A 13896-nucleotide genomic window follows, 5' to 3' on the forward strand; every position below is an offset into this window, starting at 1 on the left:
CGCCCCGGCCTTCTATTCTGTCATTGAACGATCAGCCCCAGCAGAGCTTGGCGCCTTCCGTCGTGTCGATGCTGTCGACACCGGCCACCGGCTGGTCGGTCACGAGCTTGACGCCGGTATCGAAGAAGTCCTTGCCTTCGGTCGGGGTCGGCTTGGTGCCGCTATCCGCCCAGGCCTTGATCGCCTCGACGCCGAGCGCTGCCATCTGCAGCGGATATTGCTGCGAAGTCGCGCCGATGACGCCATCCTTGACGTTGGCGACGCCTGGGCAGCCGCCATCGACTGAAACGATGGTCACGTCCTTTTCGCGCCCGATCGACTTCAACGCTTCATAGGCGCCAGCGGCAGAAGGCTCGTTGATCGTATAGACGACATTGATCATCGGATCCTTGGCGAGGAGATTCTCCATTGCCTTGCGGCCGCCTTCCTCATTGCCCGAAGTCACGTCATGGCCGACGATGCTCGGATCGCTTTCGTCGCCCCACTTGTTCGCGTCTCCGACATCGATGCCGAAGCCGGTCAGGAACCCCTGGTCGCGGAGCACGTCGACGCTGGGCTGGCTCACGGCGAGGTCGAGCATGGCGATCTTGGCATTGGCGGTTTCCGCGCCAAGCTTGCCTGCCGCCCATTTCCCGATCAGTTCACCGGCGAGGAAATTGTCTGTCGCAAAGGTCGCGTCGGCCGAGTCGATCGGATTGAGCGGGGTATCGAGTGCGATCACCAAAAGCCCCGCATCGCGGGCTTTCTGCACGGACTGCACGATGGCCGAGGTGTCCGAGGCGGCAATGAGAATACCCTTGGCGCCATCGGCGATGCAGGTTTCGATGGCGGCAACCTGGGTTTCGTGGTCGCCGTCGACCTTGCCGGCAAAGGCTTTCAGCGTCACGCCCAGTTCCTGGGCCTTGGCTTCGGCGCCTTCCTTCATCTTGACGAAGAACGGATTGGTGTCAGTCTTGGTGATCAGGCACGCGCTCACCGCGTCCTGTGCCATGGCAGCCGAAGACATCACGGCAAGGCTCAGCGCCGTGCCAATAAGCAGCTTCTTCACTTGTCTCTCTCCCTGGTAACCAGCCTTGCCCAAGCGGCTCCTCCACTGGCTGAAGGCTGGTTTCATGCGTTTTGACCCCTCCATCGTGGCGCGTCCAAATCGGCGCGTCAATATATAAATCTCATTTATTTATTTATTCGAGTGATGCTATCTTCCGCTGGGCAAAACCTCCAACTATGGTGCCGGCCATGACGACGGCAAACATCAGAAGCGTAAGTAGCGGGGTCAATCAAAGCGGTGTTCGGGACCATAACGAACGGCTGCTGCTGACCCTATTGCAACGCCACGGTGCGCTTGCCGGCAGCGATCTCGCACGCCTTGCAAACCTTTCGCCCCAAACGGTTTCCATCATTCTGCGCGAAATGGAATCCGAGGGGTTGCTGGCCCGCGGCGCGCCGGTCAAGGGCAAGGTCGGCAAGCCGTCCGTGCCCATGTCGCTCGCCGAAGGCGGCGTGCTCTCATTGGGTTGCAAGGTCGGCCGCCGCAGCGCCGTTTTGCTCCTCGCCGACTTCCGCGGCACCGTGCGCAAGCAGCTGCAGATTACTTATCCCTACCCCCTCCCCGAGCGCATCTTCGCCTTTCTCCGCACTGGCCTTGCCGAAATCCTCGCCTCCTGTTCGGCCAATGAGCGCAAACGCATCTGCGGCATTGGCATCGGTGTGCCGTTTGAGTTTTGGAAGTGGAACGAGCTGGTCGGCGCTCCGGCCGAAGAATTCGCCCTCTGGAAAGATGTCGATTTCGCCGCCGAATTGGCGGAAGTCACCGACCTGCCGGTTAGCCTCGTCAACGACGCCACTGCCGGTTGCCAGGCAGAACACGTCTATGGCCGCGGCAAGGAATTTCGCGACTACGCCTATTTCTTCGTCGGCGCCTTCATCGGTGGCGGCATCGTCCTCAACAACACCGTCTATCAGGGCCACCACGGCAATGCCGGCGCCCTCGGCTCGCTGCGCAGCTTTGGTCCGCAAGGCGAAAGCCAGCAATTGATCGACGTTGCTTCGATCCACCTCCTCGAAACGCGCCTCATCGAAAATGGCCATGATGCCGCCGGCCTCTGGACCCTCCCGCAAGATTGGAGCGGCTTTTCCCGCTTCGTCGAGCCCTGGATCGGCCGCACCGCCCAGGAACTCGCCCGCGCCAGCCTTTCGGTCTGCGCCGTCATCGACTTTGAAGCCATCCTGATCGACGGCGCCTTCCCCGATCCGGTCAAACATGAACTGGTCGAGCGCACCCGCCGCTACCTTCTCAATCAGGATATGCGCGGCCTCATCACCCCTCGCATTGAGGCAGGCACCGTCGGCTTCAATGCTCGCGCCATCGGCGCTGCCACCACGCCACTCTTTGATCGCTACTTCATGAACGGCAGTATCCGCGTGCAATAGAGGGTGCGTCGTCCTTGCTCCCGCCTTAAACCTATCGCACTCTGGGCCCAAGAAAATCAGCCCGAGCCGCGACTTGTCCCTTCCCCCTGCAGACCGCATCCGCTTGCCCTTTATCACCCAGCGTCCCAGTGACGGCGGCTGTGGCCTCTATGTGCTCCAGATGCTGACGGGTAAGCCTTTCGATGATCTGGTCGCCATGGTGGATTGGCGCGATAGAGGCTCTCTTCACATGACCTGGGCCGAAATGAACAAGGTGCTCGCCGATCTCGGTTTGCCGCATGACGTTCCACACGCCGTCAATACCTGGGACGACGTTGAAGGCCTCGCCATCGTCCACGTCGCCGACGATCATTTCATGCTCTACGACGCCGACAATCAGGTCTTTTACGATCCTTGGGAATGGACAGGTCCTTCGACCCAATCCACCCGCCTGCCCTTCAGCTTTGTGCATGTCATGCTGCCAAATAGCTAAAGAATCCGATTGCCTGATCCATATCACCCGTTACGATAGGAACGGCCGCTGGAGGAGCGGTTGCTGCCGGCCCTGCCCTGGGCGCGGCCAACACGGGCAGATCAATGCAAAAAACTTGGACCGCCGATAACGGCGACGGCACGTTCACCAATCCGCTGTTCTATGAAGAATTCTCCGATCCCGACATCATTCGGGTCGGCGAGGATTTCTATATGACCGGCACTACCATGCACACCATGCCTGGTCTGCCGGTGCTCCACTCGACCGATCTCGTCAATTGGACACTCCTCGGCTACGCGCTGGAAACACTCGATCTCGGCCCCGAATTCCGGCTCGACGGCGGCGAAATCTATGGCCAGGGTATCTGGGCGCCCTGCATCCGCTATCGCGACGGCACCTTTTATATCTTCTCCAACGTCAACAAGCAGAAGACCCAGATTTTTACCGCCACCGATCCGCGCGGTCCATGGACCCATACGGAGGCTGAATACAATTACCACGATCTCGCGGTGTTCTTCGATGACGATGGCCGGTCCTATGTCGTCTGGGGCTATCGCAATCTGAAAATCGCCGAACTCGACGAGACGCTTCATCGCGTCATCCCCGGCACCGAGCGCGACCTGACACCGCCCGATAGCTTGATGGGCGAAGGCGCACATTTCTATAAGGTCGACGGCAAATACATCATCACCAGCGCCTGGTTCGCCGGCCCCATGCGCATGCCCTGCGCCCGCGCCGACCACATCGACGGGCCCTGGGAGATCAACCCCGCCATTTCCATCGACGAAGATTTCGGCCTCATGGAAGGCTACAAGATCAAGGGCGCCGGCATTCCTTTTACCCTTGAGCCGCCATTCGAAATCGTGCCGCCCAACCCGGCTCAGAATGGCCGCCTCAACCTTCATCAGGGTGGCATCGTTGACACGCCGGGTGGCGAATGGTGGGCTTGGTCGATGATGGACTACAATTCCCTCGGCCGCCTCACTGCGCTCTCTCCCATCACCTGGCACGAAGGCTGGCCCTATTTCGGTCTGCCCGGCAATCTCGGCCGCACTCCGCGCACTTGGGCCAAGCCCAACGTCGAGAAGGCCTCGCAGCCATCCGTTCCCTGGCCGCAGCGCAGCGACGATTTCGATACGGAGACCCTCAACCCGCTTTGGCAGTGGAACCACGTGCCCGTCTCCGAGAACTGGTCGCTGACCGAGCGGCCGGGGCATCTGCGCCTCAAGACCCTCCCCGCTGAAAACTTCTGGTGGGCGACGAACTCCCTGACCCAGCGCGCTGTCGGACCAATTTCTACCGCCACTGCAAGCGTTGATGGCACAAATCTCAAACCGGGCGACGCTGCCGGCCTCGCCCTCCTGGGCATGCCCTGGCGCTGGATTGGCCTCGCCCGCACCGAAGCCGGCTACGAAATCCGCCTCTTCGACTATCAAACCGGGAAGACCCTGACCGCTCCAGCCACCGGCCCAATCGTCCAACTCCGCGTCGCCTGTGACTTCCTGACCGAAGAGGCCCAATTCAGCTTCTCCTCAGACGGTCAGAAATTCGAAAATCTGGGCGAGCGGATGATCATGATCTTCCAGCTCAAGACCTTCCAGGGCATCCGCTACGCGCTCTTCGCCTATAACGAACTAGGCCAACCAGGCGGCCATGCCGATTTCGATCGCATCGATATCGGTGAACCACACCCGCGCGGCCTGATGGAGCCAATCCCTGCCGGTCAGCGCGGTGCGCTCGTCTTGGCCAATGCACCCACCAGCGGCTTTACTGCCGATCTAGGCACTGTCGTTGGCGGCCCACCCATGGACCTGCGCGTCGAATCGGGCGAACTCGGCCGGGTCATTCTCCATCATGAGGACGGTCCGCTCTCCGTCACGGCGGGCGGTGTGGTCACCGTGGGCGGAGTTACTGGCTCCGCCACCCATTGGCAGTGGATGGAAACCCCAACTGGCGAAGTTATCCTCATGTCCATCGCCACCAACCGCTTCCTTCGAATCCACTCCGATGGCCGCGTCCGTGCCGACAGTCCTGGCCCAACCCCGGACGGAAGAGACGGCACGCGCTTCAGGTTTGTCACAGGCTGAAACTTCCACCACCCTACTCCTCCCCCTTCAGGGGGAGGCAGATTGGGATCGCTGGCGCCAGCAATTAAAGTAAACAACCTCCGATACTTGCCTAAAATGCAATCCTTTCTTCGGCGCCTCTCTTCACGGACGCGGCCTATTGTTGCCCCATTACCAGGAGGTAACAATGAACCAGCGCATCACGGATGGTGCCGACTACCTAGAGCATTTTGGCGAGATCGAGTCCCTCTCTCCCTCTGAAGCGCGCAAGGGCATTTCTCCCCTCCCGACCATCAAATTCACGGACGGCAAGATCGTCCATAACGTGATGGTGGATTCGGCGCTTGCCCCATTCCTGCAGCCCGGCCGCACCGGGCGTTACCTGCTTAGCCGCCTTGGTCGCAGCATGGTCGTCGTTGGCGCCCATATCGAGGGCGAAGGCTATCGCGTGGCGGATCAGGACATGTGGCACGCTCGCAAGAGTCGCCAGTTGATCTTCACTTTGATTTTCCTCCTTGCAGCCTTGCTGCTCGGCGGCATTGCCTATTTCGACGACCCGACTTTTGGCACCATGACGCTGATCGCTATCGCATTGACGATCATGAGCTATTTGCCCTACCGGGCCAGCGCCCGCGTGGCCGCGCTCATCGACGGCCTCAACCGCAACGGCAATGCGCCTGTCCGTGAGGATGGTCCGATGTCCCGGTCTGCTCGCCAGGCCGAAATGCTTTACGCCAGCGCCAATAGCTGAGCGCATCGCGTTATTGCGGCTGGGCGAAGCGGCCTGTGTGTGATGGTATGGATCCCCGTCGAGAGGACCATGCCGTGACCCAACATTTTTCCTTTATCTCGGGCGCCCTGGATCGCGCCGCTCATCTGCGCGGCTCGGACGATATCAGGCAAGACGCGAGTGCGCGCACGCTGGTCCTGTGGCGCGGAAAACTGCTGACGAGCCAAGATGATAGGCCCGTTCTGTCGATGCTCGACCATCCGGCGCTGAGCGACGCGCGCGAACCCGGCATCTTTCTTGGGCTCACCGAGGATGGACCGCGCTTCGCGACCGACCTTGCGCTCTGGGTACCGCTCGAAGATGCTGCGACGATTGGTGAATTTGTTGATCAAAGCCAGCAGGTGCACCCCGCCTGGCCAGAGGCGCGGTTTGCCGAGATTCGGGGCTTGATGCCCAATCTATCCCCGCTCGACGGAGAGATGATCGCCACCGGTCGCGCGCTGATCGGATGGCATGGATCGCACCGCTTCTGCGCCAATTGCGCCACTCAATCCGTGGTCGAAAGTGCTGGCTGGGTTCGAAAATGTCCCCAGTGTGGGACGCAGCATTTTCCGAGGACCGACCCTGTGGTGATCATGGCCATCACGCGGGGCAATAAAATTCTCCTCGGTCGTGGCCCGAGTTGGCCCGAAGGCATGTATTCGCTTCTCGCGGGCTTTGTCGAACCGGGCGAAACGATAGAAAGTGCAGTCCGCAGAGAGGTTTACGAGGAAAGCCGGATCACGGTCGGACCTGTCCGCTACGTCGCTTCGCAGCCCTGGCCGTTCCCGATGTCGCTGATGTTTGGGTGCTATGGGGAGGCGACAAGCGAGGAAATTACGATCGATCCGCTCGAACTTGCCGATGCGCGATGGGTCAGCAAGACAGACGTCATGCAAATCCTTGATGGGACACATGAATTTATTTCGCGGCCGCGCAATGGCGCCATTGCGGGTGCGCTTATCGAGGCCTGGGCTAATGATCGGCTGCTCGATCCCGCCTATTGGGGCAACTGATCTTTTGCAGCGCCATTGGGCACGCTGAGGCTGCCAAAGGGTAGCATTCCGCTAACGTTGAGCGAAGGGAACGGGGTATTTCGTTAAAGCCTCGATCTTTTCGAGGAGGCCGGGCAGTTCCGCGGGTGACTCGATGCGATAATCGGGCACTTCGGACGGATTGGCGGGCTCGTGCGTTCGAAGGGTCGACCAGGCCATGAAGATGGACGTGATCCCCAGAGCATTGGCGCCGCAGATGTCGCGCGAGAGATTGTTGCCAACCATGACGGTGCGCCAGGTGTCGTCGCGTGTGAGACCGGCAGCGGCGAGCGCGGCATCGAACATGCGGGCGTCGGGTTTGTGGACGCCGACATCCTCGGAAATGATGCGCGCGTCGAAATGATCCCAGAGACCATGATGGGTCAGCATGTTGACGAAGGTCTGGCGCGGTCCGTCGGCGACGAGGATCAGCTTGTGGCCGGCGGCCTTCAAACTATCCATCATCTCCTTGGCGCCGGGAATAAGATCGGCGCGGATGACGACTTCGCTATCTGGGAGCTTTTCCTCGGTACGCTCGTCGATAAGCGTATCGCCGCAATCGAGGAAAATGGCCTTGAACCGGCTCACGCCACCGCCCCAACAAGCGAGAGCTCTTCGGCAAAGTGGCAGCGGACCTGACGGCCGCCGGCGACGGTGCGGAGGGCGGGGACTTCGGCGCTGCACTTGGCCTGGGCATAGGGGCAGCGGGGATGGAAGCTGCAGCCAGAGGGCGGATTGGCAGCGTTGGCGATTTCACCCTTGAGCGGCACGCGTTTTCGGGTCCGATTGCCGCGCGGATCGGGCTGAGGGACCGCGGCCATGAGGGCTTCGGTGTAGGGGTGGAGTGGTTTTGAGAACAATAGCTCGGTCGGCGCGACTTCCATCAAGCGGCCAAGATACATGACGCCGACGCGATCGGCGATGTGTTCGACCATGCCGAGATCGTGGGTGATGAAAAGATAGGTGAGGCCGAACTGCTCCTGCAGATCCTGCAGAAGATTGATGTTTTGGGCGGCGACCGAGACGTCGAGAGCCGAGACCGCTTCGTCGGCGGCGATGAAGCTCGGATTAAGTGCAAGTGCGCGGGCGATGCCGATGCGTTGGCGCTGGCCGCCGGAAAAGGCATGGGGGTAGCGATTGATGAATTCGGGGCGGAGGCCCACGACCTTCAAAAGTTCGGCCACGCGATCCTTGATTTCACCGGCATTGCCGACGCCATGGATGACCATGGGCTCGCCGACCAGTTCAAGGAGGGTCATGCGCGGATTGAGCGAAGAATATGGATCTTGAAAGATCATCTGCATCTCGGCGCGCAGCGGCCGCATTTCGCGGTCGGTGAGCTTTGAGAGATCGACGATTTCGTTATTGGATCGGCGGAACAGGATCTGGCCGTCGGTCAGGTCATAGGCGCGGAGCATAAGGCGGGCAACGGTGGATTTGCCCGAGCCGCTTTCGCCCACAAGGCCGAGCGTTTCGCCCTTCTTGATATCGAGCGAGACATCGTCGATCGCTTTGACGTCGCCGACGTGCTTCTTGAGCCAGCCGGCCTGGATGGGAAAATACTTCTTGAGGCCGCGGACGGAGAAGAGAACGTCATCGGGCAGGCTTGCATGGTTAGGGATCGGAAGCTCAGACATGGGCGGCCTCCGCGGCAACGAACTGATCGGCAAAGTGGCAACGCGACATTTGCGAGCCAAAGATTTTTTCGGGGGGCACCTGCGTATCGCAGATGCCCGCGACCGCATGGGTGCAGCGCGGATTGAAGGCGCAGCCGGGCGGCACGCTGAACGGATCGGGCACCATGCCGGGGATGGTCGGCAGGCGACGACCCTGATCGACGCCGAGACGCGGAATGGAGCGCAAGAGCGCCTGGGTATAGGGGTGCTTAGCCGCGTAAAAGATGTCGTCGACGGTGGCCGTCTCGACGATCTTGCCCAGATACATCACCGAAACCCTGTCGGCGATGTCGGCGACTACGCCGAAATTGTGGGTGATGAAGATGATCGCCATGCCCATTTCGGACTGCAATTCCTTGAGGAGTTCAAGGATCTGCGCTTCGGTGGTCACGTCGAGAGCGGTCGTCGGCTCGTCGGCGATTAAGAGGCTCGGATTGCAGGAGATGGCGAGCGCAATCATGGCGCGCTGGCGCATGCCGCCCGAAAGCTGATGCGGGAAGGCATCAACGAGCTGATTGGGCCGCGGCATCTGCACCTTGGCCAGCAGTTCGATGGCCCGTTCACGCGCCGCCTTGCGGTTGAGCCCCATATGGAGCTGGACCGTGCGCATGATCTGCGCGCCGATCGTGTGGACTGGCGACAGGGCCGTCATAGGCTCCTGGAAGATCATGCCGATATGCTGGCCACGAACCTGGCGCATGGCGCGGCTATTGCGGCCGAGCGCGGAGAGTTCGTAGGTTTCGCCATTGCGCGGGCGGAAGGTGATACCGCCTTCGGGCGCTGCGGCACGCTTGGGCAGGAGGCGCATGATGGCGCGGGCGGTGATCGACTTGCCCGAACCAGACTCGCCGACAATGCCGAGAACCTCGCCCTTGTTGACGTGATAGGAGACGCCGTTGACGGCCTTTACCAAGCCTTCGCGGAGGGGAAAGTGGACGTGAACATCATCGAGCTCGAGCAGACGCTCGGGGGGCATGTTTTGATTAGTCATGGTCTTATTGCCCATAGGGATCGGCCGCATCGCGCAGACCATCGCCGAGGAAATTGAAGGCGAGGACGGTGAGGACGACGGCGCCGCCTGGCGCAAGCAGCCAAGGCGCAAGGGAAATCGAGCGCAGATTCTGCGCATCCTGCAGCAACACGCCCCAGGAAACGACGGGCGGCCGAAGGCCGAGGCCCAGGAAGCTCAGCGCGGTTTCGCCAAGGATCATTTCCGGCACGGCAAGGGTGAGCGCCGCGATGATGTAGGACGTCATCGAGGGCAGCATGTGCTTGGTGATAATGCGATATTCGCTGGCGCCGGAGAGGCGGGCGGCAAGCACATAATCTTCATTGCGAAGCGCCAGGAACTGGCCGCGCACGACGCGGGCGAGATAGGTCCAGCCGATCAGCGCCAGAATGAAGGTGATGAGCACATAGACGATGAGCGGATCCCAGACGACGGGAAGCGCCGCCGCAAGGCCCATCCAGAGCGGAATGGTCGGGATGGAGCGGATGAGCTCCATCAGGCGCTGAATGGCGCCATCGATCCAGCCGCCAAAATAGCCCGAGATCGAACCCAGCGTCAGGCCAAGGACGAAGGCAAAGGCCACGCCGACAAGACCGGCCGAGAGCGAGACACGCGCACCATGGATCAGTCGCGAAAAGACATCGCGGCCGAGATCGTCAGTGCCCATAAGATTGATCTGGTCGCGGCGGCCGCCTTCCACGCCGAAGAGATGGATATCGGTCTTGAAGAGGCCAAAGAACGAATAATCACTGCTGGCAACGAAAAGCCGGATCGGGAGCGGTTCGCTGGTATCGGGCTCATAGCTGACGCGCGTCGTTTCCGGATCGCGGGTGCGCTCCATGGCATAAACGAAGGGGCCGACGAACTGGCCTTCGTGGAAGAGATGGATGCCGGTGGGCGGCGCCATGGTGCGGAGGCGCTCGACCTTGAACGGTTCATAGGGTGCGACGAACTCGGCAAAGATGGCGCAGAAAGCGAGGATCAGCAGGAACCACAGCGAGATAACGGCAAGGATGTGCTTGGAGAAGCGACGCCAGATCAGCTGCCAGGGTTTGGCGGAATAGAGATCTTCCTTCTTGGCATTGATCGGTTCGGCGGCAAGAGTTTGCTCTGTCATGGCCTGCTCCTCACGCGTAGCGGATGCGCGGATCGAACCACGCCAGGAGAATGTCGGAGATCAGCGTGCCGATGACGGTGAAGACGCTGAGGATGAGAATGAAGCTGCCGGCAAGATACATGTCCTGCATCTTGAGCGCCTGGAGGAGCAGCGGTCCGGTGGTGGGCAGGTTGAGAACGATGGCGGTGATGACATCGCCCGAAAAGAGTGCCGGCAGCGCCCAGCCGACTGTCGAAATGAAGGGGTTAAGCGCAACGCGCACCGGATAGCCCCAGACCACCTGACGCTCGGACAGGCCCTGCGCATAGGCGGTCTCGACATAGGGCTTGCCCAATTCGTCGAGCATATTGGCGCGCATGACGCGGATGAGGCCGGCGGCGCCGCCCGTGCCGAGGACGACGAGCGGAATCCACAGATGCTGCAGGAGGTCGATCAGCTTGCCCCAGGACCAGGGCGCATTCTGATATTGCGAGGAGAAGAGCCCGCCGACATCGAGCTGCATATAGACAAAGGCGATCCACATCAGGATCAGCGCGAGGAGGAAATCTGGCGTGCCCTTGCCGAGGAAACCGAAGACGGTGAAGACATAATCGAGTACCGAATATTGGCGCGTGGCCGAATAAACGCCGACGGGAATGGCGATGAGCCAGGTGATGATGAGGCTGGCGGTCGAAAGCGCGAGGGTTATCGCGAGGCGATCCCAGATCAGGCTTGAAACCGGGGCATTCCAATCGAGCGAATAGCCGAAATCGCCACGGAAGATGATCGCCGTGATCCAGCGCCAATATTGGACGAGCATGGGATCGTTGAGGCCGAGGCGCTCGCGCATGGCGGCTTCCTGCACGGCCGAAATATATTCCCCGCCCTGGCGGAGCTGGGCGACATAGGCGGTGACGTAATCACCCGGCGGCAGCTGGATGATGACGAAGGAAATGAACGAGATGAAGAGCAGCATCGGGATCGCCAGAAGCAACCGCCGAAGAATAAAGGCGACCATGACCTGTCTCCGGGAGCGAACGCCGATCCGGTGGGGCGGGATCGCGCGCTCTCACTTTTAGTTGGTGCATCGCGGCGCCGAACGGGGGCCGGCCAAATCAAGGCGATGCGGGCAGTCTTTTCCGCTTGGGGAAAGAGCGCCGGCCGCGTCGGGAGGAAGCGCGGCCGGCACGGGGGGGCTTAGTCCTGCTCGAGCCAGTATTGCTGCGTGCGGGAGAGACCGACTTCGCGGAAGATGTCGTCCATGATCAGGTCCGGCTGCACATTGTGCATCTTGTTGGACACGACATTCACCGTTGTGCCTTCGCCATGGACGCCGATGACATAGCCGTTTTCGACGAAGGTGCGGATCAGCTCGTTCATCGAGGTATCGGCTTCTTCGACGCTCGGGGCGCTCGAGGCCTTGTCCCAGAGGTCGTAGATCTTCTGGAAATCGCTGCCTTCGGGCGGCGCAATGCCGCTTTCGCCCTCGGTGCTGTACCAGACATAGGACTGGTTGGCGTAGCTTTCCGAACCCATCATGATGCGCGGATCGGCCGGGACATAGGTCAGACGATCGAAGACGATATATTGCATATCGAAATCGTTGTTCGTCCGGTTGTTGTCGAGCTGCGTGCGATCGATGACGCGCGGCAGGATCTCGACGCCGATCTCGGCATAGCTTTCCGCGATCAATTCGAGCTGCTTGGCAAGAGCCGCGTCGCCACCCTGGACGACAATGCTGAAGCGCTTGCCATCGGGGCGGAGGCGGAAGCCTTCGGCATCGCGCTGGTCGAGCCCGGCTTCATCGAGCAACTGATCGGCGAGGTCCGGATCGTATTCGGTCCAGTGGTTCTGAAGGTCTTCCTGATAATAGGGCGAGCCATTGACCGGCGCGGCCTGGATCGGCTTGGCAAGACCGGACTGAGTCAATTCGATGATGAGTTCGCGATCAAGGCCGACCGAGAGCGCCTGACGGACGCGCTTGTCGGCATAGATTTCGTGGAGCACTTCGTCGGTGGTGTTGAGGTTCGGGACCAGCGACCAGACGCCTGAGCCGAGCCAGGGGACAAGGTGGTAATTCCCGCGCTCTTCGTTTTCCTTGTAGAAATCGTAGGGCTCGGACATGCCGCGGTCCTGGGCGTCGATCTGACCCTGGGCCACCATGAGCGCGAGGCTCTGCGGATCCTGGTAGAGGCGGTGATTGATGCGGTCGATATAGGGGAGCTGGTTGCCCTCCTGATCAACGGCCCAATAATAGGGGTTGCGGACCATGGTGACGTTTTCGGCCGGGGCCGGCGTCTCGATCTTCCAGGCGGTCAGGACCGGCAGGTCAGGATTGGCCCACCAGGCGGTGGCGCTGCCCTTGGAGCCCCAGAGGTCGGTCCAGCTGGCAACGCCGAATTTGGTGGCGGCGGCGGCGAGGTCTTCTTCGCTCGCATATTTGTCGTTGAACTGGCTGAGATAGTGCTTCGGGAACATGAAGCTCGGGCGATCAAGGCTCGGCTCGCCGGTCGAATCCTTGGCGAGGATCTGGAGGAAATAGACGTAGGGCTGAGCGAACTTGACCGTGAAGGTGCGCTCGTCCTTGATCTCGACTTCCAGCGGCTTGCCGCCGGGCGAGAAGGTTGGGTCGATCGTGCCGATGATCTTGGGATTGAGGAAGACGTCCTCATACCAGAATTTCACGTCTTCGGTGGTCGCCGGCTCGCCATCGGACCATTTGAGGCCATCGAGCAGCGTGAAGGTGAATTCGGTGGAATCTTCGTTGACCGAATAGCTCTCGATATAGCCGTTGGTCAGTTGCGCCGTGCCATCGGGACCGGCAGCCCACTTGAGAACGCGCTCTTCCATGAGCTTGGTCGGACCCCAGCGATCGCCCGGACCGCTATAGGCACGATGCCAGGTGCCACCAAACTGGCCGACTTCAAGAGCGTTGACGACGGTCGGCGTCTTCGGGAGGCGCTCGTCGACGGGCGGCAGACTGCCGGCCTCGACCATCTCCGTCAGCATCGGCGATTCCTGGAAGGCCCAGGCCGCGCTGCTCATGGCCGTTGCGGACAGAGCCACAAGCGCAATACGAGCGATCCATGTCTTTGACTTCATCATTCTCCCCTCCATCAGCCGGGCCTCTCCATGGCACCGGATGTGAATCAACACCAAACTCAAGCGCGATGAAAAATTTTCATTACTTGCGCTTGGGTCGTTCCCTAGTCGTCCACCGTATGCATAAATCTCTTGTCTAAACGGCAGATTTCATGCTGTTACGAAGACACTCTATGCTTCGCAAATTGATCCATGCAATATGAAAAAAATTGCATGACTACTCTCGGAGCTGAATTTTCCGG

12 protein-coding genes are annotated in these 13896 nt (G+C 60.7%); 5 read left to right on the top strand and 7 right to left on the bottom strand.

Annotation, left to right across the window (positions count from 1 at the left end; all coding sequences use genetic code 11):
• Window positions 1-31 precede the first annotated feature (31 nt).
• Window positions 32-1048, bottom strand: coding sequence for a sugar ABC transporter substrate-binding protein (locus tag ASG47_RS12095; RefSeq protein WP_413813461.1), 1017 nt, complete (start codon window positions 1046-1048; stop codon window positions 32-34).
• 188 nt (window positions 1049-1236) lie between these two features.
• Between ASG47_RS12095 and ASG47_RS12100 the strand changes: the two genes are divergently transcribed.
• The 5 genes from ASG47_RS12100 (at window position 1237) to nudC (ending at window position 6753) form a co-directional block, all read left to right on the top strand.
• Complete coding sequence (locus tag ASG47_RS12100) at window positions 1237-2430, top strand: ROK family transcriptional regulator (RefSeq protein ID WP_061909775.1); 1194 nt, start codon at window positions 1237-1239, stop codon at window positions 2428-2430.
• Between the two features lie 73 nt (window positions 2431-2503).
• Window positions 2504-2902 carry a hypothetical protein gene (locus ASG47_RS12105; protein WP_244487089.1) on the top strand — a complete coding sequence of 133 codons (399 nt, stop codon included), beginning with the start codon at window positions 2504-2506 and terminating at the stop codon, window positions 2900-2902.
• 104 nt (window positions 2903-3006) lie between these two features.
• On the top strand, window positions 3007-4989 hold the full coding sequence (locus tag ASG47_RS12110; RefSeq protein ID WP_082511718.1) for a glycoside hydrolase 43 family protein: 1983 nt from the start codon (window positions 3007-3009) through the stop codon (window positions 4987-4989).
• Between the two features lie 166 nt (window positions 4990-5155).
• A complete protein-coding gene (locus ASG47_RS12115) occupies window positions 5156-5719 on the top strand; it encodes a hypothetical protein (RefSeq protein WP_061909339.1) in 564 nt (187 codons plus the stop codon).
• A 74-nt stretch (window positions 5720-5793) separates the two neighbouring features.
• Window positions 5794-6753: an NAD(+) diphosphatase gene (gene nudC / locus ASG47_RS12120; protein WP_200940915.1), complete on the top strand. Its 960-nt coding sequence runs from the start codon at window positions 5794-5796 to the stop codon at window positions 6751-6753.
• A 51-nt stretch (window positions 6754-6804) separates the two neighbouring features.
• On the opposite strand, the gene ASG47_RS12125 is transcribed toward nudC, so the two are convergent.
• From ASG47_RS12125 to ASG47_RS12150, 6 genes are all read right to left on the bottom strand, one after another.
• On the bottom strand, window positions 6805-7359 hold the full coding sequence (locus ASG47_RS12125; protein ID WP_061909343.1) for an HAD family hydrolase: 555 nt from the start codon (window positions 7357-7359) through the stop codon (window positions 6805-6807).
• The gene (locus ASG47_RS12130; protein WP_061909345.1) at window positions 7356-8408 is read right to left on the bottom strand and encodes an ABC transporter ATP-binding protein; all 1053 of its coding nucleotides are present in this window, start codon (window positions 8406-8408) and stop codon (window positions 7356-7358) included. Before ASG47_RS12130 ends, ASG47_RS12125 begins: the two co-directional genes overlap by 4 nt.
• Entirely contained in the window at window positions 8401-9438 is a 1038-nt protein-coding gene (locus ASG47_RS12135; protein ID WP_244487090.1) for an ABC transporter ATP-binding protein, read from the bottom strand. Before ASG47_RS12135 ends, ASG47_RS12130 begins: the two co-directional genes overlap by 8 nt.
• 4 nt (window positions 9439-9442) lie before the next feature.
• Window positions 9443-10573, bottom strand: coding sequence for an ABC transporter permease (locus tag ASG47_RS12140; RefSeq protein ID WP_061909348.1), 1131 nt, complete (start codon window positions 10571-10573; stop codon window positions 9443-9445).
• A gap of 10 nt (window positions 10574-10583) precedes the next feature.
• Window positions 10584-11570: an ABC transporter permease gene (locus ASG47_RS12145; RefSeq protein WP_061909350.1), complete on the bottom strand. Its 987-nt coding sequence runs from the start codon at window positions 11568-11570 to the stop codon at window positions 10584-10586.
• A 179-nt stretch (window positions 11571-11749) separates the two neighbouring features.
• The gene (locus ASG47_RS12150) at window positions 11750-13657 is read right to left on the bottom strand and encodes an ABC transporter substrate-binding protein (RefSeq protein ID WP_156464084.1); all 1908 of its coding nucleotides are present in this window, start codon (window positions 13655-13657) and stop codon (window positions 11750-11752) included.
• Window positions 13658-13896 lie beyond the last annotated feature (239 nt).

Source organism: Devosia sp. Leaf420 (assembly GCF_001425445.1).
Lineage (GTDB): Bacteria > Pseudomonadota > Alphaproteobacteria > Rhizobiales > Devosiaceae > Devosia.